Below are 23,206 nucleotides of genomic sequence, written 5' to 3'. Positions count from 1 at the left end.
AAATTTGATCCGGGACATTAAAACTGCGGGGAAGGAAATTACAAAGGCAGCAAAACAGCTCATCACACCATATCCAAGACAGGAATAGACGAGTTTGAAGCCTGAATGGTCTTTGACCGTAAGTCCGTAAGGGGTAGTGTGCACTAAATATCCCAAAGATTTTAAGATCCCGGCTGTTGAGCTGATGCTGAATTTTCTCCAAAAGGAGATGTAATTTAAGTGCAGGTCAACGAATGCGGAATAGTACCCGGCGGGTGTGGTGATGGCGATATGAATAATATTAAACATATAAAAAATGGAGAAGAGACCGATAAAGACAATTAAAAATTTAAGAGGACTTGGTTTGTAGATTTTATCTATCGAATTTCTCTCTTCTATTTTTATGTCGACTACCAGTCTAAACCAGAAAGCCTGCAAAAAATGAAATATAATTCCGGTCTTGCCGTCGAGAATTCCCAATTGAAAAATTATCCGGTAAAAGAAATACAAAAAAGGTCTGAGGTAAACAGGCAATTGAAGCCATATCTTTTTTAACCAGGCATTGTGTTCATTTGGCGAACCCCACAGTTTAGGTCTGACAAGACTGTTTATTTGCCTGCTTCTTCTCGCAAGGTCCTCATCTGCAAGCAGGTCACTGTACCTGTTGTGCTTTTCTATCCAGAAGCTGATCTGGTTTTCCTTTAAGTTTTCTTCAATGAGATAAGCCGTTTTCCAAAGGACTGTTTTGCCGGGGACCTGAAAACGATGGTCCATATTTTCGGTCAGGTCAGAGTATCCGGTATCATATCTGAACATTTTCAGCAGAAACTTGGGATAGTAGCCACCATACCTGATCCATTTGCCTTTGAAGTAGTTTTTACGGTTGAAATAAATGCCGTCAAGGTCAGGATGGTTTTCTGCTTTAAATTCCTGCAGCCGCATGAGCAGTTCGGGAGAAATGATCTGATCGGCATCGAGGCAGACTACCCAGGGTGTGCTGATCTCAAATAATTTTAATGCCGCATCCCATTGCCTGGGATGATTGATAAACGGGTGATACTTTGTATTTACTCCATATTCCTGACAAATGTCCAGTGTTTTATCTTTGCTTCCTGAATCAAGCACGCAGGTTTGGGCGTTTAGCGGAGTTATGGAGTCCAGCAGACGCCTGATGTTCAGTTCCTCGTTGAATGTCAATATGATAAATGTTAAATGAGGATTGATCATGATGAATGCCTGTATAAGTTTAAGTACTGTTCAATTATCCCTTTTGTTGAGAAGTGCGCCCGGACTAAAGCAGGGGCAACCCGGTTTATTTTTTTTCTTTTCCCCGTATCATTAAAAGCCTGACTTAGTGTGGCGGCGATAGCGTCAGGGTTCAATTCTGACACCCAGCCTAAATCGTGTTTGAGAATAAATGGCGCAAGCCCTACTTCCCTGGAAATGGCAACGGGTGTGCCTACTGTCAGGCTTTCTGCAATGACGTTTGCGAAGTTCTCATTGTAGGAGAAGAGTACTAAAAGGTCATTTTTAGCGATCACTTGATATTTATCACAGTCGTTGATATGACCCGTCCAGGTTATGGAATCACAGATTTTTAATTCCAGGGCAAGGAACTTCAGTTTTTTTAGATATCCTTCCTCTCCGGCCCCCGCTATAGTGAGCTGCCACTGGAAGTCTGCTTTGTGAAGTGCTTTGAACAGGAGTTCGAGTCCTTTTTTTTCTTCAATTCTGGAAAGAAACAGCAGGTTGAATTTATCTTTGCTGCGGGTATGATTGTCCGCTGAAAAGCTTACGGCGGGAGGGAAATGCACCAAATTAGGTATTACTGCAATATTTGTCTGATTTTGAATCTTTAAAAGGTCTTTGCGCTCTTTTTCACTGGTGGCATGAATCCTGCAATAGTTGACAAGTTTTTTTCCAATCAGAAGATGTATAAGGGCCTTGAACAGCTTATTTCTATTGCTTAGCGTGTACGGGCTGAGCATACCCCGTGGCGAAAGTACTACGGGTATATTTTTATGCTTTGCGATCAGGCAGGAAAATAATGAGGTAAGGTTCCACCAGGAATGGATATGGATGATCAGTTCTTTTTGGTTCTTTTTGATGGTATGGAGCATATGCCATAGTAATGATGGTGAAAAATGCGTGTGGTCTTTGGTATACCTTTTAAAATGCGTGATGCTGACACCATCAATGGTATGAGTTTTTGCAGTCTGGAAAGAAAGCCTCTCTTTTCCGTTGGCTGTTGTAGTGATCACTTCCACATCCTGATTGGATTTGGTTAAGGCCTCACACAATTGAGCAATCGCCGAAATGGTGCCGCCGTAGATAAACGCAGGCTTGTAGGAAGGGGTAATGTGTATTATTTTCATGGTTTCATCAGTATAAGGGTATTAGTATCTTTGTTCTTCTTAAGATCCAGTGAATGATCATCATCAGTATATAACTATAAAGGATATTGTTCAGCAGGAATTCAAATGTATTTCCACGCCACAATGACTGGAACAGGCTATTGAAAATAATAATGCAACCCAGATCATATCCGCCAAATAATTGTTCTGCTTTGTTGCAAATGGATTGTGTCAGAATTCCATAAATGAGCATCGCAATGAAAACACCAATGGGGCCGGCTGTTAGATAGGCATCGACCACGGGCCTTGTTTTGGCCGACACCGACGAAGCTCTGTTGGCGACGCCGGCTTTATACACCCTTTCCATGGCAAGACGTTCTGTGTTTGGTTTTTCATGCCATAATGCCCTCGGAACCAGGGCAGCAATTGAATTTTCAATGATTTGTAACCCATAGTATGGATAGTGAGATGGCACCTGCTTTACATATACTGTAAACATCCCGATTTCACTGAAACGATTGGTCAGAAATTCCCAGTTGTTGCTGATGATCTGGTATTCATTGTGTTCGCCAAAAAAAGTCTGGTAGGCTTCGACGCCAGCCTGCTCCCTGGTCTTTTTTTTTATCCACGATTGATTGCGGATCACGGCAGTAAACGTGGGTAAAACATATAACAAAATATAAATACCCGGGACTGAGAGTACAAGGACAGTCCTTTTGAAATATGGATAAGCAAGGAATGTGGTCAGGATTACATTCAGGATAACCGCTTCTTTAAAACCGCTAAGTGCGGCGGAAATAATATTTAAGCCAAATGTGGTGATTCCGAAGAGTACGCAAAGTCGGTGTTTGCCTGTGATGCCAAGTATAAAAAGATATGCGCTGCAGCTGAGTGCTATATTTAACAGCGGCTGTTTAAACTGAATGAGTTCAGGGATAAGGACCAGGGAGGATGCGGCCAGGTAGGTCAGTATGCAAAGTTTTATGAGCAGCGGAATTTGCGCTGCAGCAATTCCGTATTTCACAGGAGGGAAGTATTTGGTCATTGACAGAATTCCGGTCGAAAGAGCGGTGTGACCGAGCAGGGCCAAACGCTGGCATTTGGCAATTCTTGCCGTTTGTTCGCTGATCTGAAAGGATTGCGCATTGATGTCTGTCAGGTATTCGTATCCGAGATGGTCAAAAAAGTAAAAAATAGAAGTACTGCACATGAATCCTGCAAAAATGAGCTGGATCAGTACAATCGGCCTCATGGACTGCTGCTGCTTAGGAAGATCTGCACTAAATTGATTCAACGGAGAGGCAATGGTTAAATAGAAGATAAAAAAAGAACCCAGCCAGGCAACAAAATAGGACAGCACAGGGTGATAACTGATCAACTCTGATATGATCCAGGGAATGTATAAAAGGACAATTAGCTTTTTGGATAAATTATATGGATAATGCACTTAATATACCTTTTACTTGTGTTTCAAAATTCCATTTCTGTATGATGACTTTGGATGATTGTCCCTGTTGTGTGAGTTTAGCTTTACTGTGCGTTAATTTGACAAGTCTTTGTTTAAGGTCTGAGATGTTGTTGCTCTGAAAGATCATTCCGTTAGCAGGTTTCACAAGGTCTGCACAGCAACCAACCATGTCTGAGGCCAGTATGGCTTTGCCTGCCGCCATTGCTTCATTTATGGCCAGGCCCCAGGAATCGCTTTTTGAAGGCATACAAAACAGATCACAGGATTGGTAAACTGCAGGCATATTGGATTGATTTTGGAAAGGGAGAAAATGAATTTTTTCATGCTGGTATATACTTCTCAGATTGGCGGCTAAGGGCCCGTCTCCCACCATCAAAAGGTGCGTGTTTGTGAGTTGAAGACCCGCAAAAGCTTTGAGGAGCATTTCGGGGTTTTTAACTGCTGTAAATTTTCCCGCAAATAAGATGACTATTTCGCTGTTTTTGATCTGAAGCATTTCTCTGATCTGAAGTGTGGCCCTGGTACAGGCAAACCGTCCATTGTCTACTGCATGAGGGGCAAAAATGAGCTGATTGTTTTTGAGCCCGTAGTTTTTGAAATAGTACTTATTGTTGATGCCGGTATAAAGGGCATGATTTACACGGCTGTATATGTATTTCAATATTATTTTCTTTGTCAGGGATTTTAGCGGGTGCTGCTGCCGGAGCGCTGTGGAATCCCCGCGAAATAATATCCTGACTTTTCCGCTAAAATAATTTAAGATCTTAAAATGACTGTAATGTGCCCACCCGTAGATAAGGATGTGACTGGGGTCAAACTGCCGGATAATGCTTGTCGCATCCGGATTTATTGTTCCAAAAAAACGGCTTGTGCTATGTTTTTTTGCATTGTTGATCAGAAATTGAAAATCGTAGCCTTCCAGCAATGGAATGTCCCATTGAATATTTAGTCGAAAACCCTTGTCAAAACTGATTTTTTTTCCTGCAGTGTAAAATACTTTTAATTCAGTTACCTCTGCCAGTTGTTTAAAAACCGGGACATAATATTGGATCGGGTGGGTGCAAATTATTGCGAGCCTGGTTTTTATTGACATGACAGTTGTCCGTTAATGAGTTTGATCTCTTTATGGCAGAAAGACTTGATGTTTTCTGAATTGTGACTGACCAGAATAATTGTTTTGCCTTCATCGCGGCTTAGTGATTTTAGTTTATCTATACATTTTAACTGAAATGCATGATCGCCAACGGCAAGTACTTCATCAACGATCAGGACATCGGAATAGAGATGACTTGCAATCGAGAAGGCCAGCCGGGTGTACATCCCCGATGAATATCTCTTTACAGGAATGTCTATATATTTTTCCACCTCTGCGAAAAAAAGTATAGCATCCATTTCCCGTTTAATTTCCGATTTACGCATGCCTAGCATAGCTCCGTTTAAATGTATGTTTTCTCTTCCGGTCAGTTCCGGGTGAAAGCCGGAACCGATTTCCAGCAAACTTATGATACGTCCTGTTCCTATGATTTTACCTGATGTAGGCGTAGTAATCCTGCTAAGTATCTTCAATAATGTGCTTTTTCCGGCGCCGTTATGCCCCGCCAGACCGACAACCTCACCCTGGTTAATTTCAAAACTAATGTTCTTAAGCGCCCAGAAAATTTTTTGGGAGACATTGAAGTTATTTTCAGGATTCGGTTCTGCCGGTAAATACGGGTCAGCTTTTCCGCATATCCCGGCAAGCCAGCGCTCAAAGTCACGGGTGATCGTTCCTGTGCCGATTTTATCCGTAAAATAAGCTTTGGTGATTTTTTCTGCTTTAATGGCAATTTTCGTCATGGCATTAAAGCGTATCTATAAAGTTTTTTTCAGCCTTATGAAAGGCGAGGAGTCCGGCAAAGAGCAGTACCAATGTGGTCACAGCTGACCCGAGCAGGTTTATCCAGTTGAAACTGCCACTTCCAAAAAAAGAAAACCGGAAAGTTTCTACAACTGCTGTCATCGGGTTCGCCAGTATGAGCCATTTCAGGTTGACGGGAGCAGCAGACAGCGGATAGATCACTGGCGTTGCGTACATTAATAGTTGTATGGCAAAGGCCAGCAAAAAAGTGAGATCGCGGTACTTTGCTGTCAATGCGGCAATCAAAACCCCAATTCCCAGACCCTGAAAGGCCATTAAGAGTGTAATCACCGGAAGCAAAACAATTGTGCGGTTGCCTTGAAAATGGGTGCCCTGGCAATGAAAAATGAAAATGCCGGTGCACAGCAGCACTAATTGGATCGAAAATCTGAAGAGAAGGGAAAGTGCGATACTTATTGGGATGATCAGTCTTGGGAAATACACTTTTTCAAAAAGCATACTGTTGTCTTTAAAGACGGTTGATGTCCTGTTCAGGCACTCGGCGAAGTAGTTCCACATGATGATACCTGACAGATAGAATAGCGGCCGGAAAATCCCGTCTGTCGGTATTTTTGACAGCGTCCCGAAAATGAGCGTAAATACTGCAGTAGTGAGCAAGGGCTGAACCAGAAGCCATAGCGGACCGAGTATGGTCTGTTTGTATAATGCGGTTATGTCTCTGTGCACCAGGCAGTATATCAGGTATCTGTAATTCAATATTTGTTTTAGCTTAAAGTCAGTAGCTGATCTTTTTGATTGAATAATCCAGGATTGACTATTGTTGTTTTTCATCTGTTTATATTTTTTTTCATCGGTAATGAAGCTATTGTCATCATGATGGTTTCATTTTAATTTTGACGGACTAACGAAACAGCATGCGTTTAATTTTTCTTCGGTATCGGGGGTAGCCAAAATGCTTTAGTGTTAATGTTTGCATTGTTTTTTTCATTTGTGCATCGTTTTGAAAGGTTAAATTTTCCTGTATAGCCAGATACAGTTCATTTTGATCTGCGGGGTTAATCAAGGTCCCGAGTTTTCCCTTGAGCATTGCATCGGGACTGCCATCTGCATTTCCGGAAATGATGCGGCAACCGCATACTGCAGCCTCTATAAGCACCAGTCCAAATCCTTCTTTTTGACTGGGAAGTATAAAAAGATCAGCCAGCAGATAATGATCCGTAAGTTCTTCATCAGGGATAAAACCGGGAAGGGAAACCATTTGCTCAAGGTTATTCTTTAGGATGAGGTGGTTCAGCCGGTCAAATTCCTGTTGGTCTGACTCGCCGCAGAGTAGGTAACGGACATCCGGAAAATTGTTTGATAAGCTTTTCATCAAATGGATCACCTGATCATATCCCTTGAAATGTTCGTGTTCACTAAGCCTGCATATGGTCAGTAATACCGGCTGGTCTTCAGATAAGGCATACCGCTCGATGAGGTACGCAGGCTTGTCAAATTTGGCCGGGGGCTGCAGAAAAGGATCCAGGCAATTGCTGACTACATAACTGGATTTTCGAATGCAGTGCCGCTTCTCAAGTACCTGTTTTGTATAGTTGCTCACGGACCAGATGTGTACATGGTTTTTAATAAACCACTTTTTCCATATTGGTAAATTTCTCCAGACCTCAGTGCCATGAGCAAGCAAGACAATTTTAGATCTTTTGTTGAAAACCCTGATGAGCAATGCGATTGAAATCAAATTGATATGACTGATAATGATGGCTGGGCTGGTTGCTCCGCGAATCAGGGAACTGAAAGCAAATGTGATTTTACTGCCTTTAAAAGCTTTGAATTGCAGACTGTTGATGTATTTTGGATCGGGTTTTTCACCGTGGAGACAGAATGCCCTGAAGTTACCGCCCAGAATATCCTTAAAACAATAACACAATGTTCTGCAGACTTTTTGAACGCCACCAGTGCTGTCAAATGTATTTAACGCCAGAAACAAAACTTTTGCTGTTTTATTCATGATTTAAGGTATTCTTTATGATATGCGCCATAGGTTTGATTTGGATAGTAATAGGACCCTGTTGTTTGTTTTTCCTTGTAGAAACTACCGCGATAACCGTCTTCTTTGTAATCATTTAAAATGATGGCGAAATTGGAGAGATTAAATTCTTTTTCCAGGATTTTGGGGCTTAATGCAAAATAATGCCGGGAAACCCCATAACGTAAAATAAACAGGTTGATGTCAGCCATTTTAATCAGGGATTTTCCGTCGGTAACCAGGCCGACCGGCGCTGAGTCAAGGATGATAAAATCGTATCTGGCCTCCATTTTCTTTAACAGTTGTTCCATCTTCGTACTGTGCAGAAGTTCTGCAGGATTCGGAGGAATTGGACCAGATGTTATGAAGTCAAGATTGGGCAGGGCGGTTTGTTTAATGATGCTGTCCAAATCATTTTGATCAGACAGGTACTGGCTTAACCCGATATTGTTACTGAGATGGAAAGCATTGTGGAGTCTTGACTTCCTCATATCTGTTGCAATTAACAGGACGCTCTTTTTAATCAGCGTCAGTGATGCTGCAATATTTAATGATACAAATGACTTGCCTTCCCCGGAGATCTCGGAAGTAATGCATATGATCTTGCTCTTTTTTCCTGATGCAAGGAAACTTAAGTTGCTTCTGACCGATCTTACTGATTCTGCAAAGATTGATCTCAAATCGTTTAGTACAGGTATTTTTTCCCCGCTTTCTGCAGAGGAATATTTTCTGATAATCCCGATTATGGGTACGTCAGTATATTCTTCAATTCCTTGTCTTGTATAGATGCAGGGATCTAATATCCGGAGGAAAAAGATCAGACTTACTCCAAGAAAAAGGCTGATGAGGACAGATGAAGTGTAAACTTTTAAAGGAATTGGTGATATTGCTTCTGTTGGTAGAATTGCCTTGTCAATAATAACAGCCCCTGAGGTTACTGCGGCTCTGGAAATCTGCGCCTCCAACTGTTTTTCAGAAAGATAATTGTATATTTTTTGATCAACATCAAATCTGGATTGTAAATTAATGAGCCCCCGCTCTGTCTTTGGCAGCTCAATAAGATTTTTGCGGATGCTGTCAATTTGTATATTTAGTATCGCACGTGTCTTGCTGTTGTTCTTAAGTTTTGAGGATATGTTATTGCCAATGGTCTGCATAAATGTGCTGATCTCTCCGCTAATCCTTTTTACTTCTGGAGAATTTGGGGTATAAAAATTTAGCAGTTGCTGTTTCTTAATAATCAGGTCGTTGCATTTGGATATTAATGCATTCAATTGTGGATCTGAAATGTCTTGCGGGCCGTAGGTTAAATTGTCCGGCTCCCCGGGTTTATGCAGGCGTTTTTCAAATTCGGCAATCATTATGGTCTGAATATCCAAGGCATGTTTCTGGGTTTCAAGCGCCGTTAAAAGATTGGAGGTTGTGTTTAAAGCCGAAGAAAGATTTAATAAGCCGTTATTTCTTTTAAATTCCTGGATCGCTTGCCCAGATACCTTTACTGCTTCAGACATGGTATCGAGTAAAGACCCAATAAAAGTTTCGGTTTGAATTACAGAAGCCGCCCGTTGTAATTTGTCAAATTTGAGGTACTGGTCTAGTATTGCATTCAATATGTCCCTGGCGAAATAAGGGTTTGGTGCGGTAATCTTTAGATTTATAATATTGGTGTTTTCTGTCTCATCGATACTGAGCTCATTTACAAGCTTTCGCAATGATCTTTCAGCAGCGTTAATCCTGAAAATGTATGTCTTTTCTTTTAAAGTACCTGAGGACCTTTCAATTTTGAATTCGAAATTGCCTGCACAAACTTTTTTGCCATATTCGAAATATTTTGAGTATTTCTTACTTCCGTTTAAAAAGGTCAATCGATAGGTGTCTTTATTAACGTATTCAAATTCAAAATCGGAATTTGCATTTGGTTCTTTATTGTCCTTAATGATGCGGATGAATATGGGTTTTTCAGGATAGACATCTATGAGGCGAAATCTCTCCTTTTTGAAATAAGCTATATCGTAATGAATCGAGGCCAAAGCTTTTTGCAGAACATTTCTTGATTTAAGTATAAATCGTTCTGACTCTGCTTTATTTGTCCGGTCATAGATGTTCCTGACATTTATCAGTTCAGACAGTTCCGAACGTTTTTCTTCAACTTTTACAGATGCAGAAGCCGAATATGACGGTTGCTGATAATGGATGTAAATGGTTCCTGCAATCAGGCCAAGAAGCAAAGATCCAGCTGGCCAGTACCATCTGCTTAGAACGATCGTCGCTATTTTTCTGTAGCTAATGTTTCCTGGCATTTGAAAATAATTACCTCTGGCCATTTCTTTTTGCATTCGGTTTCTATTTATTTTAACAATCAGTTTTCTGCAGTTTTATCAAAATTTAATGAAGAAAAACAAAATCCTGATTTTTCTTTTAAAATATTGATAATTACTTCAAAATATTTATTATTGTTATATTTGAATGATTTTACTATTATTGTGGCAAATATATATATTAATATGAAAGTCACAATAATAACTGCTGTTTTAAATTGTGTTGGATATATAGAAGATTGTATGATCTCCGTACAGAGTCAGGGTTATAAAAATTTAGAGCACATTATTATTGACGGAGGTTCGGTAGATGGAACTCTTGACGTTATAGAAAAACATAAAGATTTTACAACTTTTTTGTTGAGTGAGGCCGATTTCGGAATATATGATGCTTTAAATAAAGGGATTGCAATTGCAAGGGGAGATATATTAGGGATATTAAGCGCTGATGACAGGCTTGCAGGCAATGATGTTTTATCAGCCATCGTTGATCGGATTAAATCTGGTGACTGCGATGCTGTTTACGGTCATCTTGATTTTGTTCCCAGAGATGGGAGGGGCATCATAAGAAGAAAATGGAAATCAAGGCCTTATTTTCGCAGTTGTCTTGAAAATGGCTGGATGCCGCCGCATCCCACCTTTTATGTCAAAAAAAGCGCCCTTGACGGCGATACTTTTTATGCGCTGAATTATGGTACCTGCGGAGATTACGATTTTATATTAAATTTACTATACAGGAAGCAAATCAAGGCAGTGTGTATCGATAAAATAATGGTGCACATGAGGAAGGGCGGTATGAGTAACGGGCCGCTCCTGAATGTTTTCATGTCGTGGGTATATGATTACAGAATCCTAGCCAATCATGAAGTTCCCGCACCGCTGTGTGCAGTTCTTCAAAAAAAAATCCGAAAATTAAGGCAATTCAGGATATCGCCCGGGTTCTGAATTGTCTTATACTGAGGGGGCGTCTATTTTTTTCCATTCCTCATGCCAGTCTGAGTTGCCGTTTACAGCAAGCCCTTTTACTGTCATGGTCTTTTGATCTTCACTGAACTTATATTCAATAGTCGTGGTTTGACCAGCAACATGCGACCTGGTAGGGTCAGTCTCATTACTCATGATCTCCAGGTATATGGAGCCGTCTTTGACTACATATTTACCCTGGTGCGTTTTAACCGTGTTGGTTCCAACTGTTCTGGTGACAAAAAAATTGCCTTTTTCATCAAAGGTTTTATGATAGCTATAGCCTGCATCGGGTGCAATGCCAGCGAGTTGCCATCTGCCTGTGAAAAGGTTTTTTTGTGCAAATAGGTTTGTGATGCACATCACCAGTAAAACGGTGAAGAAGGCGAGCGTTAATTTAGATTTCATGGTTATCCGGTATATTGGTTACTTTAAAACTAAAGATTCCAATTGGATATTACAAACTACAGATGAGCATCTGCCGCCGGCGTTTGTGATTGTTGCTGATATGCCTGCGTAAATGCTGTGTTGTATCTGCCTTAACCTCACAAACGCAACACGCCCGTACCCGATACGCATCGCATTCGGGGTTGACAGGGTCTTGGACCTGTCAACTCCGGTTAAGTCCCGTGTCGGGTATGGGTGTGCTGCAGGTTTGGGGTAAGGGCAGTTGAAGCGGTTCCGGCTAATACTTTAAGAAATGTCATTTCCTCGGGGAAAATTAACGCTGATAGCTATAATATCGGTACTTTTGCCCCCAGAACAAAACGAGGAAAATGAACATTGCTATTAATGGTTTTGGCAGGATAGGACGCATATTTTTGCGTACTGCTCTTGAAAAAAATCTCCATATTATTGCTATAAACGATCTGGGTGATCCGGCTGCTTTGGCCCATCTCTTTAAGTACGATACGGTCCACAGAGGTTTCAAGGGTACAGTCAGGGCCGAAAAGGACAGTCTGATCATTAATGGCAAAAAGATTCTTGTTTATGCTGAGCCTAACCCTGAAAATCTGCCCTGGAAAGAATTGAAAGTCGACCTGGTACTGGAGTCGACGGGTAAATTTGCAAGCAAGTCGGGAGCGGATCTTCATTTGAAGGCCGGCGCTAAACAAGTACTGTTGTCTGCACCTTGTAACGATAAGGCGGTACAGATGGTTGTACTTGGGGTAAATGATGATGAGATAGATCTTAGTTCTGAGATACTGTCCAATGCATCCTGTACCACAAATAATGTGGCGCCCATGGTGAAAATACTGGACGATAACTGGGGTATCCTGGACGGATACATTACTACGGTACATTCGATGACCGGAGACCAGAACCTTCACGATGCCCCGCATAAGGATTTGCGCCGGGCAAGGGCGGCTTCAGCCTCCATCATCCCAACAAGTACAGGAGCAGCAAAGGCCATTACCAATATATTTCCTCATTTAGAGGGGAAACTGGGAGGTGCGGGGATCAGGGTTCCGGTATTGAACGGATCCTTAACAGATTTTACCTGTATCCTTAAAACTGAAACCACCATAGAAAAAATCAATGAAGCTTTTAAAAGAGCTTCAGAGAATGAGATGAGCCAAATTCTGGAGTATACTGAGGATCCGATAGTGTCGGTCGATATTTTGGACAATCCCCATTCCTGTATCTTTGACAGCCAGCTTACCTCTATAGTGGGCGATCTGGTAAAAGTCGTGGGCTGGTATGACAATGAGTCGGGTTATTCAGCCCGTCTTGTTGATGTGGTTGAAAAGATCATTAAAAGCAAAGGTTAGATAAATTTTGCTTTTCGGCATTGACATCCGCCAATGCTTCTTATATTTGGTGCGGTGCCGGGAGTTCCGGTCGCTGCATTTTGCAAAAGACCGGGCCTGAAGTGATTTGCCTGGAATTAGATTGCCGGTATAGACGCGCAGAATTTAGAACCAATCGATACAAAAACAACAATTAAAGAATGAGAACAATAGATCAATGCAATTTTGCCGATAAAAAGGCTTTAGTCAGAGTAGACTTTAATGTCCCTTTGGATAAAGAGTTTAATATTACTGATGACAAAAGAATGCGTGCAGCACTGCCGACAATTAATAAGATTCTTAATGATGGCGGAAGCGTGATATTGATGTCTCATTTGGGAAGGCCGAAAGGCGGTCCTGAAGATAAATACTCTTTGAGACACATACTTGGCGATTTGTCAAGGATGCTTGATCTGGAAGTGAAGTTTGCCGATGACTGCATTGGCAGGGATGCGGTTGAAAAATCAAAAAATCTAAGCCCTGGTCAGGTCTTGCTGCTTGAAAACCTGCGTTTTTACAAAGAGGAAGAAAAAGGGGATAAGGATTTTGCTCAGAAATTGGCAGCGCTTGGAAATGTTTATGTGAACGATGCTTTTGGTACTGCGCACAGGGCGCATGCGTCTACAGCGATCGTGGCTGAATTTTTTCCCAGGGATAAATACTTTGGCTACCTGATGGCTGAAGAATTGAAAAATGCAGAGAAAGTAAATCATGGCGCTGATAAACCTTTCACTGCAATTATGGGCGGTGCCAAAGTATCAGATAAAATTTTGCTAATAGAAAGCCTGCTGGATAAGGTAGATAACCTGATCATTGGTGGCGGTATGGCATATACTTTCGCTAAGGCCCAGGGAGGCGAAATAGGTACTTCGCTGCTTGAGGCAGACAGGATGGAATTGTGCCTTGAGCTGCTGGAAAAAGCTAAAGCTAAAGGTGTAAATTTAATCCTGCCTGTTGATACCGTGATCGCAGATAAGTTTGATAATGAAGCTAAAAAAGATACAGTAGATTCAGGTAAGATCCCTGCTGACTGGATGGGTCTCGATATTGGCCCGAAAACAATAGCGCTGTTTTCTAAAGTAGTCGGAGAATCTAAAACTTTGTTGTGGAATGGCCCGATGGGTGTATTTGAAATGGCCAATTTTGAGCAGGGAACACGCGCTATAGCTGATGCCGTAGTAGCCGCTACTCAAAACAATGGAGCATTTTCCCTGATCGGCGGCGGCGATTCTGCTGCGGCAATTGCCAAGTTCAATTTAGAAGACCAGGTGAGTTACGTATCTACCGGTGGCGGCGCATTACTGGAGTACATGGAAGGTAAAGAATTGCCTGGTGTTAAAGCAATAAATGATTAATCAATTTGATTAGTTTTAAGGACAGGCGTTTCGTTTTTTACGAAACGCCTGTTTTTTTACCACCTTCTCCCACTGCTGTTTAGGGAGTTTTTGGGTCGAAAATGGGGCAAAGTGGTCGTATTTTAATATGTGGAAAACTTTTTGTGGTAGGATGTGGTAAAAAGTGGTAGAAGTACCTATTTTTACACTACATAAAAATGCACATATTAAAATGGTTCAGTTGTTAGGAGAGTTTGATTGTAAATTGGATGCGAAAGGCCGCTTGATGGTGCCTTCGAGTCTGAAAAGACAATTGCCTAATGTTGAGCAGGAGGGACTTGTGATCAATCGTGGTTTTGAAAAGCACCTGGTGATCTACCCTAAAAAAGTATGGGAAAAGATAGTGGAGGATTTGAGTAAGCTGAATCCGTACGAGCCAAAGACAAGAGAATTTATCCGTTTATTTACCAGGGGTGCTACCGAATTGGTTTTGGATGCCACCGGCAGGGTGAACTTGCCTAAAACTTTAATGGAGTCTGCCGGGATTGAGGTAAATGCCGAACTGGTATTGGCTTGTCAGATTGATAAAATAGAAGTTTGGTCCAAAAAAGCATACGATTCTTTATTTGATAAAGATCCTGCTGATTTTGCGTTGCTGGCGGCTGAAGTTATGGGCGGTAAGAACAGGAGGGAAGATGGAGAATAGCTATCATGTTCCTGTTCTGTTAAAAGAATGTATCGACGGGCTAAACCTGAAGCCTGACGGTGTTTATGTCGATGTTACTTTTGGAGGTGGGGGACATTCGAGAGAAATCCTTAAGAATTTAGGCAAAGATGGTGTTTTGATTGCTTTTGATCAGGATCCCGATGCCCAGAGGAATAAGATAGATGATCCGCGCTTTCATTTTGTAGATCAAAATTTCGCCTTTCTTAAAAATAATCTTCGCCTGTTGGGCTATAGATCTGTTGATGGCATTTTGGCGGACCTGGGTGTTTCTTCGCATCAGTTTAATGAGCCTGAAAGGGGATTTTCAACAAGATTCGAATCTGCTCTGGATATGCGTATGGATAAGCAGGGTGCGTTAACCGCCGCTGATGTACTAAACACTTATCCGGAGGATCAGCTTCACAAGATCTTTGGAATATATGGGGAAGTGAAAAATGCAAAATCATTGGCCAGGGCCATTGTCTCTGGTCGCGTTGATCAGGCTATACTGACACTTTCCGATTTCAAAAAGGCTGCAGGTGCGCACATTCCAAAAGGTAAAGAGCATAAATATATGGCGCAGGTATTTCAGGCGCTAAGAATCGAGGTGAATGCGGAGATTAAAATGCTGGAAGAATTTTTATTGCAAACTGCAGATGTTTTGAAAAGCGGGGGCCGTTTGGTAATCATGTCCTATCATTCTTTAGAAGACAGGCCTGTAAAGAGTTTTTTGGCTAAAGGCAAATTTAGAGGGGAAGTGGAAAAGGATTTTTTTGGAAATGAGCAAAAACCGTTTAAAGTGATCACCAGAAAAGCGGTGATGGCAGATGCTGCCGAACTGGAACGCAACAGCAGGGCTAGAAGTGCAAAATTAAGGATTGGGGAAAAGATATGAATAACCGGTTCAGAGAACATATCGACGATGAGCCTGAAATGGAAGAGGAAATTGAACTGAAGGTGAAGAAAAATGCGCCGGAAGGTGAAAATTTATTCTTTAAGAAGCTATTTGCTGAGGGGGTCGTAAGTAAGGAGGCTGCTACACAAATGCTTCCCTACATCATATTTTTATCCATGTTGTGCATGCTGTACATCGCCAATAGTCATATGGCTATTAAAAATATCAGAAAGATCGATCAGTTAAATAAAGAAGTTAAGGAATTGAGCTGGGAATATAAGTCGCTTAAAGCTGATCTGATGTTTAAAAGTAAGCTTACTGAGGTGGCTAAAAAAGTAGATACCCTGGGAATTAAAGAATTGACTGAGCCGCCAAAAAAAATACTAGTTAACAGCAACCAATAATGAGTATCAGAGCAAACATATTATTGCGTGTTTATTTGTCTTTTGGGCTGATCGTGCTGTTTGCCGTGGCAGTACTGGTCAGGCTTTGTGATGTACAATTTGTAGAGGGACAGAAATGGCGTGCCATGGCCGATAGTCTCTCTACAAAGTATGTCTCCGTGGAAGCTGCAAGGGGTAATATCTATTCTGTAGACGGGAGCTTGCTCGCTACTTCAATACCAGAGTATGAACTGAGGATGGATACCTATGCCGGAGGTATAAGTGATAAAGAATTGTTTGACAGTAAGGTTGACTCTTTGGCATTTAGTCTTTCCAGGTTTTTCAAAGATAAATCTTCAAAAGAATATTCCCGCTATCTGAGGGCTGCGAGGCGGGATAGTGCCCGTTATTTATTGATCAGAAGAAAGGTTGGCTACCAGGACCTAAAGACGATCCGGACATTTCCGCTTTTTAATGTGGGAAAATATACGGGCGGTCTGATCGCTGTTCAGCAGAACAAAAGGATTTTGCCGTTTAAATACCTTGCCGCAAGAACAATAGGCTATAAAAATGAAAATGTAAGCAATGGCGTGGGACTTGAGGGGGCATTTGGTGAGTATATTAACGGGGAAAGCGGAAAAAGGCTGGTGCAAAGAATATCTGGAGGTGTCTGGATGCCTGTTAATGACGAAGCTGAAATTGCCCCAAAAGAAGGGGCGGACATCATTTCTACAATAGATATTAATATGCAGGATTTGGCGCAAAATGCGCTGGAAAAACAATTAAAACTTAGTGATGCACATCATGGTGCTGTTATCCTGATGGAGGTAGCGACCGGGGAAATCAGGGCAATTGCAAATTATACAAGGGTGGCTAAGGGCGAATATAAGGAAACTTTTAATTATGCGATTGCCGGAAATCAGGACCCTGGATCGACCTTTAAGCTGGCATCTTATATGGCTTTACTAGAAGACGAAAAGGTTGATACCAATTCTATGATTGGAACCGGCAACTACCAGGTCCCTGGGAAGCTGATTAAAGACTCGCACGGGAGTATTGGTGTTGTAACCGTGAAAAAAGCATTTACGGAATCTTCAAATGCGGCAATTGCACAAATGGTCAACACACATTATAGAAATGATCAATCCGCATTTACAGATCATTTGTACAGGTGGCATTTGAATGAAAAACTTGGTCTGCAAATTCCTGGTGAGGCTCAGCCGGTTGTGAAAAACCCAAACAACAAAAGCTGGAATAAAAACATGACACTCCCGCAGATGGCCTATGGCTATGAGATGCAGCTGACTCCATTAAAAATGCTTTCGTTTTACAACGCCGTTGCCAATAATGGTAAATATGTGGCACCGATCTTTGTAAAAGAAATCAGAAAACTCGGGAACCCGATCGAACAATTTAAAGCGCGTGTGATCAACGATAAGATCTGTTCGGACGCAACTTTGGGAAAATTGAGAGCAATGCTTGAAGGGGTATTTACTGAGGGAACGGGCAAAAGCCTGGCATCAAAGTTTTATAAGATTGCTGGCAAGACGGGCACTGCCCAGGTGGCAGATGGAAAATACGGCTATACTAAAAAACAGTACCAGAGTTCTTTTTGCGGCTATTTTCCGGCTGATAATCCAAAGTATTCATTAATTGTAGTGATCAATGAACCGAAGGGCGCGTATTATGCAGCTTTAGTTGCCGGCCCGCCTTTTAGGGAGATTGCAGATCGAATTTACGCGAGAGACGCTCAAATGTACAATGCTGTTGATGAACATTTGGTTGGCAACACCCAAAATCCGGAGGCGAAGGCCGGACAAAGTAAGGCCGTCAAAAAAGTATACAATGCCTTTGGAATTAAAGCACTTTATGCTGCTAAATCCGATTATTTCAATGCTGTTGATACCAATAACGGTGTAGTATATGAAGATCTGAGTATGTTAAAGGGTGTCATGCCTAATGTAAAGGGAATGGGACTTAAAGATGCATTGTATCTTCTCGGAAACGCCGGTTTAAAGACAAGGGTAAAGGGAAGCGGAAAAGTGATGGGGCAGTCTATACTGGCCGGGAGCAAAATTGGAAAGGGATTGTTAGTGCAAATAGAATTACAATAAGATGCAGCTGCAGGAATTATTATATGGAATAGCAATAACCAATCTTATTGGCACAACCAACAGGGAAGTCACTGAGCTGGTTTTTGATTCTCGACAGGTGCGGAAAGGCGATGTTTTCTTTGCCATCAGGGGAACATTGTCTGATGGGCATGATTATATTTCTTCAACGATTGAAAAAGGAGCGTCTGTCGTGATTTGTGAGCAAGTCCCTCAGGACCTCAAGTCGCCGGTTACTTATATTGCTGTTGCAGAAAGTGCCGTCGCTTTAGGGATCATGGCTGCTAATTTTTGTGAAAATCCTGCTTCAAAATTACAATTAATAGGAATTACGGGGACAAATGGTAAGACGACCATTGCTACTTTATTGTTTAAGCTTTTTCGTGGATTAGGGTATAAGAGCGGGTTAATATCTACGGTACAGAATCACATTAATGATAAGGTTATTCCGGCTACGCATACTACTCCCAATCCGATAGCTTTGAATAAGTTATTGAAAGATATGGTGGATGCCGGCTGCAGTTATTGCTTTATGGAGGTCAGCTCTCATGCAATAGTTCAGCACAGAATTGCGGGCTTAAGTTTTTCAGGGGGTGTGTTTTCTAATATCACTCACGACCATTTAGATTTTCATTTAACTTTTGACAATTACCTTAAGGCTAAGAAAGAATTTTTTGATTTATTGCCAAAATCAGCGTTTGCGCTGTCGAATGCCGATGATAAAAATGGTATGGTAATGCTGCAAAATACTAAGGCGTCAAAAAAGACCTATGCCTTGAAGCAACTGGCTGATTTCAAGGCTAAGATTATAGAAAATAGTTTCAGAGGATTGCATCTGGACGTTAATGGTGCTGATGTTTTCTTTAAACTGGTTGGTTCTTTCAATGCTTATAATTTGCTTGCGGCTTACGGTACGGCGATGCTGCTCGAACAGGATCAGCTTGATGTGTTAACCATATTGAGTAATCTTGACGGTGCAGAGGGGCGGTTTGACTATATCTTGTCACCTCAGAAAATCATAGGGATAGTCGATTACGCGCATACTCCTGATGCTGTTCAGAATGTCTTAAGCACTATTCAAAATATAAGAAAAGGAAATGAGAAGGTGATTACTGTAATTGGTTGTGGCGGTGACAGAGATAAAACTAAAAGGCCGATCATGGCGCAGGTGGCCTGTGATTGGAGTGATAAAGTTATTCTGACATCTGACAATCCAAGAACTGAAGATCCGCAGGCAATTGTGAATGACATGGAAGTGGGAGTGTCACCTACAAACAAGCGCAAGACTTTGGTCATACTGGACAGAAAAGAGGCCATTAAAACTGCTTGTCATCTGGCTAATCCGGGAGACATTATTCTCCTGGCGGGAAAAGGTCATGAAAAGTACCAGGAGATCAATGGAGTTAGAAACCATTTTGACGATAAGGAGATATTAACCGAACAATTTAACCTAATCAGCTAATGTTGTATTATTTATTTGAATATCTGAATCGTCATTACGATTTTCCGGGACTGAGGTTGTTTCAATACATTACTTTTCGTACCTCTTTAGCTGTTATCATCTCTTTAATCATCACGACGGTTTACGGAAGAAGAATTATCAACTACCTGCAGAAAATGCAGGTTGGTGAAACAGTGAGGAATCTGGGCCTTGAAGGACAAATGCAAAAGCAGGGTACCCCGACTATGGGAGGAATCATGATTTTGCTAGGGATCTTAGTCCCGACCTTGTTATTGGCAAATCTTTCAAATATTTATGTCATACTCATGATCGTAACCACGATATGGATGGGTGTAATCGGTTTTGTTGACGATTATATTAAGGTGTTTAGGAAAAATAAGGAGGGTTTGGCTGGTAGATTCAAGATCGTTGGCCAGGTTGGGCTTGCTGTTATTATCGGCTGGACCATGTATTTCAATCCAAACATCGTAGTTAGGCAAACTGTCCCCGAATCGGGTATTTTAACGGACAAGGCACCCCTGGTGCTGAGGCCCAAAGGGGATGGGTTTTATTATACTCAGGATGTAAAATCAACCATAACCAATGTGCCTTTTTATAAGAACAATGAATTTGACTACGCCAAGGTGCTGAAGTTTTTGGGCCCCGGATATGAGAAGTATGCTGTTTTTGTCTTCTTATTGGTTGTGATCATCATCGTGACGGCTGTTTCTAACGGGGCTAATATTACCGATGGGATAGATGGCCTGGCGACGGGTACTTCTGCCATAATTGGGATTACGCTGGGTTTACTTGCGTATGTATCGGGTAACACTGTCATTGCTGATTATCTGAATATTATGTACATCCCCAATTCGGGAGAGCTAATGATTTTTGCAGGGGCATTTGTAGGTGCGTGTGTTGGATTTCTGTGGTATAATTCTTACCCTGCACAGGTATTTATGGGCGATACAGGCAGTCTGGCAATAGGTGGAATAATTGCAGCTTTTGCAATCATGATCCGCAAAGAGCTGCTGATCCCGGTACTCTGCGGAATATTTCTTATTGAAAACATATCCGTTATGCTGCAGGTAGGATGGTTTAAATATACCAAGAGAAAATATGGGGAAGGGCGCAGGGTTTTCCTGATGGCACCACTGCATCACCACTACCAGAAAAAAGGATATCACGAAGCAAAGATCGTAACGCGGTTCTGGATCATTGGGATACTGCTGGCTATTATCACCATTGTTACTTTAAAATTAAGATGATGGAAAGGCAAAAAATAGTGGTTTTAGGTGCCGGTGAAAGCGGTGTAGGGGCGGCAATTTTAGCGCGAAAGAAAGGATTTGATGTCTTTGTGTCTGATTTCGGGACGATAGGCAATCAGTATAAAGAAAGTTTAAAAGATTTAAAGATCCTGTTTGAGGAAAACCAACATACGTCTGATCAGATTTTAGATGCAGCAGAGGTTATTAAAAGTCCCGGTATTCCGGATACGGCAGCAATAGTTAAAGAAATAAAGAAAAAGGGCATTCCTGTTATTTCGGAAATTGAGTTTGCCAAAAGGTACACAGATGCTAAAACCATCTGTATAACCGGGTCAAACGGCAAGACGACGACTACAATGCTGACGTATCACATTTTGAAGCGGGCGGGATTAAAGGTAGGACTTGCGGGTAATATTGGAAATAGCTTTGCGGCTTTGGTGGCGACTGAAGAATTTGACTGGTTTGTACTGGAACTATCGAGTTTTATGCTGGATGACATGTTCGATTTTAGAGCAGACATAGCTGTTCTGCTAAATATCACGCCTGATCACTTAGACAGGTACGAGTATAAAATTGACAATTACGCTGCATCAAAAATGCGGGTAACAAGAAATCAAACTGCAGAAGATACTTTCATTTTTTGTGCTGATGATGAGGAAACATTAAAAGTTCTGAATCCTGATAAAATAAAATCAAAGAAGTACCCATTTTCAATCAGAAGAAAGATTGAAAATGGTGCATACCTGGAGAACAACAACATACATATAAATATAAACCTTAACGATCAATTGACCATGTCCATAACAGAGTTAGCCCTACAGGGTAAGCATAATATTTACAACTCTATGGCTTCTGGCATAGTAGCTAAAGTATTAGATATCCGCAATACTACCATCCGTGAGAGTATGGGCGATTTCAAAAATATTGAACACAGACTGGAACATGTTGCCAAGATTTCTGGTGTGGATTACATCAATGATTCAAAGGCTACAAATGTAAATTCTACGTGGTATGCTCTGGAAAGTGTCGGGACCGATGTTATTCTGATCATGGGCGGTGTTGATAAAGGTAATGATTATAGCATGTTGAAAGATATGGTCCATCAGAAGGTCAAGGCCATTATATGTTTGGGAAAGGACAATAAGCAAATTCATGAAGCTTTTGAAGACGACGTGGAGATTATTGTCAATACATTTTCAGCGCATGAAGCAGTTCAGGTAGCATATCACCTTGCAAAAAAAGGAGATACCGTCTTGTTGTCACCTGCCTGTGCAAGTTTTGATTTATTTAAGAACTACGAAGACAGGGGTAACCAGTTTAAGACCGCTGTTAAAGAATTATAGAATTATGATCGCAATAAATACACTTCTGGATAAGACAAAAGGTGATCGCTGGATCTGGCTGATCATTATTTTGTTGTCTATAATTTCTATTATGGTCGTGTATAGTTCCACCAGTACACTGGCCTTTAAAAGAGGTGTGGGCGTGGAGAAGTTATTGCTTACCAAGCATGTTATTTTTGTACTGATCGGTATTGCTATGATATACATTGCGCATTTACTGGACTACCGGTATTACGCCGGGATCTCTAAAATATTAATGATCATTACTATTCCCTTGTTGGTGTATACCCTGATTTTTGGAGCTAATGTAAATGAAGCCTCCCGCTGGGTAAAAATACCGGTAATAGGTTTGACATTTCAAACCTCAGATTTGGCAAAACTGGCTTTGATTACTTTTCTGGCCAGAATGCTCACAAAAAAACAGGAGAATATAAAGAATGTAAAAGAAGCATTTGTCCCGATAATGGGTTCTGTTTGTGCTGTATTTGTTTTAATAGCGTGGGCTAATCTATCTACAGCATTGATGCTGTTTGGAGTAAGTATTTTACTGCTTATCATCGGGAGAATCAGTATTAAGCAGATTTTACTGGTATGTGCCGGTGGATTTGTACTGTTGCTATTTGTAGCTTTTTTAGGACCCAGAAGAGAGGTTTACAAATCCCGTATCAATACATACCTGCATCCTGAGCTGCAAAATTCTGACAAGACATTTCAGTCTGATCATTCAAAAATCGCTTTGGCTTCCGGTGGCTTTTTTGGTAAAGGGCCCGGTAACAGTATTGAGAAGAATTTCCTGCCCCATCCATATTCAGATTTTGTTTTTGCAATGATCATCGAAGAATATGGCACTATTGGAGGCGTTGTTGTGATGATACTGTACGTGATATTGCTTTACCGGTGTATAAAAATTGTAACCAAAGCTCCTAAGGCCTTTGGGGCTTTGTTAGCTGCGGGTTTAAGCTTTAGTCT

General features: G+C 41.3%; 20 protein-coding genes. 11 read left to right on the top strand and 9 right to left on the bottom strand.

Features of this window, described 5'->3' with window-relative positions:
- From VK541_RS09325 to VK541_RS09290, 8 genes are all read right to left on the bottom strand, one after another.
- The coding region (locus tag VK541_RS09325; RefSeq protein ID WP_324369252.1) for a glycosyltransferase family 2 protein at positions 1–1,206 on the bottom strand (1,206 nt) is incomplete at its 3' end.
- Positions 1,203–2,354 carry an XrtY-associated glycosyltransferase XYAG1 gene (locus VK541_RS09320; protein ID WP_324369250.1) on the bottom strand — a complete coding sequence of 384 codons (1,152 nt, stop codon included), beginning with the start codon at positions 2,352–2,354 and terminating at the stop codon, positions 1,203–1,205. The genes VK541_RS09325 and VK541_RS09320, both read right to left, overlap by 4 nt.
- Positions 2,355–2,361: 7 nt before the next feature.
- Positions 2,362–3,780 carry an exosortase Y-associated Wzy-like protein gene (locus tag VK541_RS09315; RefSeq protein ID WP_324369248.1) on the bottom strand — a complete coding sequence of 473 codons (1,419 nt, stop codon included), beginning with the start codon at positions 3,778–3,780 and terminating at the stop codon, positions 2,362–2,364.
- Complete coding sequence (locus VK541_RS09310) at positions 3,764–4,894, bottom strand: glycosyltransferase family 4 protein (RefSeq protein WP_324369246.1); 1,131 nt, start codon at positions 4,892–4,894, stop codon at positions 3,764–3,766. Before VK541_RS09310 ends, VK541_RS09315 begins: the two co-directional genes overlap by 17 nt.
- Entirely contained in the window at positions 4,885–5,637 is a 753-nt protein-coding gene (locus tag VK541_RS09305) for an ABC transporter ATP-binding protein (RefSeq protein WP_324369243.1), read from the bottom strand. Before VK541_RS09305 ends, VK541_RS09310 begins: the two co-directional genes overlap by 10 nt.
- Positions 5,638–5,641: 4 nt before the next feature.
- A complete protein-coding gene (locus tag VK541_RS09300) occupies positions 5,642–6,490 on the bottom strand; it encodes an ABC transporter permease (RefSeq protein ID WP_324369240.1) in 849 nt (282 codons plus the stop codon).
- A gap of 70 nt (positions 6,491–6,560) precedes the next feature.
- Complete coding sequence (locus VK541_RS09295; RefSeq protein ID WP_324369238.1) at positions 6,561–7,667, bottom strand: glycosyltransferase family 4 protein; 1,107 nt, start codon at positions 7,665–7,667, stop codon at positions 6,561–6,563.
- Positions 7,664–10,021: a GumC family protein gene (locus VK541_RS09290; RefSeq protein ID WP_324369236.1), complete on the bottom strand. Its 2,358-nt coding sequence runs from the start codon at positions 10,019–10,021 to the stop codon at positions 7,664–7,666. The genes VK541_RS09295 and VK541_RS09290 overlap by 4 nt, the downstream gene beginning before the upstream one ends.
- Here VK541_RS09290 and VK541_RS09285 point away from each other — a divergent pair.
- Complete coding sequence (locus VK541_RS09285) at positions 9,986–10,948, top strand: glycosyltransferase family 2 protein (protein WP_324369234.1); 963 nt, start codon at positions 9,986–9,988, stop codon at positions 10,946–10,948. The genes VK541_RS09290 and VK541_RS09285 overlap by 36 nt on opposite strands.
- Positions 10,949–10,954: 6 nt before the next feature.
- On the opposite strand, the gene VK541_RS09280 is transcribed toward VK541_RS09285, so the two are convergent.
- Positions 10,955–11,374, bottom strand: coding sequence for a DUF4488 domain-containing protein (locus VK541_RS09280; RefSeq protein ID WP_324369232.1), 420 nt, complete (start codon positions 11,372–11,374; stop codon positions 10,955–10,957).
- A gap of 368 nt (positions 11,375–11,742) precedes the next feature.
- Here VK541_RS09280 and gap point away from each other — a divergent pair, with 368 nt between their 5' ends.
- The 10 genes from gap to VK541_RS09230 form a co-directional block, all read left to right on the top strand.
- Positions 11,743–12,738, top strand: a complete 996-nt coding sequence (gene gap, locus VK541_RS09275) for a type I glyceraldehyde-3-phosphate dehydrogenase (protein ID WP_324369229.1) — start codon at positions 11,743–11,745, stop codon at positions 12,736–12,738.
- Positions 12,739–12,917: 179 nt separating this feature from the next.
- The gene (locus VK541_RS09270) at positions 12,918–14,111 is read left to right on the top strand and encodes a phosphoglycerate kinase (protein WP_324369226.1); all 1,194 of its coding nucleotides are present in this window, start codon (positions 12,918–12,920) and stop codon (positions 14,109–14,111) included.
- A 211-nt stretch (positions 14,112–14,322) separates the two neighbouring features.
- Positions 14,323–14,796 (top strand): division/cell wall cluster transcriptional repressor MraZ, encoded by a 474-nt coding sequence (gene mraZ, locus VK541_RS09265; protein ID WP_324369224.1) that lies wholly within the window; start codon positions 14,323–14,325, stop codon positions 14,794–14,796.
- Positions 14,786–15,691: a 16S rRNA (cytosine(1402)-N(4))-methyltransferase RsmH gene (gene rsmH, locus VK541_RS09260; protein WP_324369222.1), complete on the top strand. Its 906-nt coding sequence runs from the start codon at positions 14,786–14,788 to the stop codon at positions 15,689–15,691. Before mraZ ends, rsmH begins: the two co-directional genes overlap by 11 nt.
- A complete protein-coding gene (locus VK541_RS09255) occupies positions 15,688–16,095 on the top strand; it encodes an FtsL-like putative cell division protein (RefSeq protein ID WP_324369220.1) in 408 nt (135 codons plus the stop codon). Before rsmH ends, VK541_RS09255 begins: the two co-directional genes overlap by 4 nt.
- The gene (locus tag VK541_RS09250; RefSeq protein WP_324369217.1) at positions 16,095–18,188 is read left to right on the top strand and encodes a penicillin-binding protein; all 2,094 of its coding nucleotides are present in this window, start codon (positions 16,095–16,097) and stop codon (positions 18,186–18,188) included. The genes VK541_RS09255 and VK541_RS09250 overlap by 1 nt, the downstream gene beginning before the upstream one ends.
- 1 nt (position 18,189) lies before the next feature.
- Positions 18,190–19,647, top strand: a complete 1,458-nt coding sequence (locus VK541_RS09245; RefSeq protein WP_324369215.1) for a UDP-N-acetylmuramoyl-L-alanyl-D-glutamate--2,6-diaminopimelate ligase — start codon at positions 18,190–18,192, stop codon at positions 19,645–19,647.
- Positions 19,647–20,894 carry a phospho-N-acetylmuramoyl-pentapeptide-transferase gene (mraY, locus tag VK541_RS09240; RefSeq protein ID WP_324369212.1) on the top strand — a complete coding sequence of 416 codons (1,248 nt, stop codon included), beginning with the start codon at positions 19,647–19,649 and terminating at the stop codon, positions 20,892–20,894. Before VK541_RS09245 ends, mraY begins: the two co-directional genes overlap by 1 nt.
- The gene (gene murD / locus VK541_RS09235) at positions 20,891–22,237 is read left to right on the top strand and encodes a UDP-N-acetylmuramoyl-L-alanine--D-glutamate ligase (protein WP_414692614.1); all 1,347 of its coding nucleotides are present in this window, start codon (positions 20,891–20,893) and stop codon (positions 22,235–22,237) included. The genes mraY and murD overlap by 4 nt, the downstream gene beginning before the upstream one ends.
- A 4-nt stretch (positions 22,238–22,241) precedes the next feature.
- A partial coding sequence (locus VK541_RS09230; protein WP_324369210.1) for an FtsW/RodA/SpoVE family cell cycle protein occupies positions 22,242–23,206 on the top strand: 965 nt, incomplete at its 3' end.

Source organism: Pedobacter sp. (assembly GCF_035317785.1).
In the GTDB taxonomy this organism is placed as follows: Bacteria; Bacteroidota; Bacteroidia; order Sphingobacteriales; family Sphingobacteriaceae; genus Pedobacter.
This window is presented reverse-complemented; position numbering and strand designations above follow the sequence as displayed.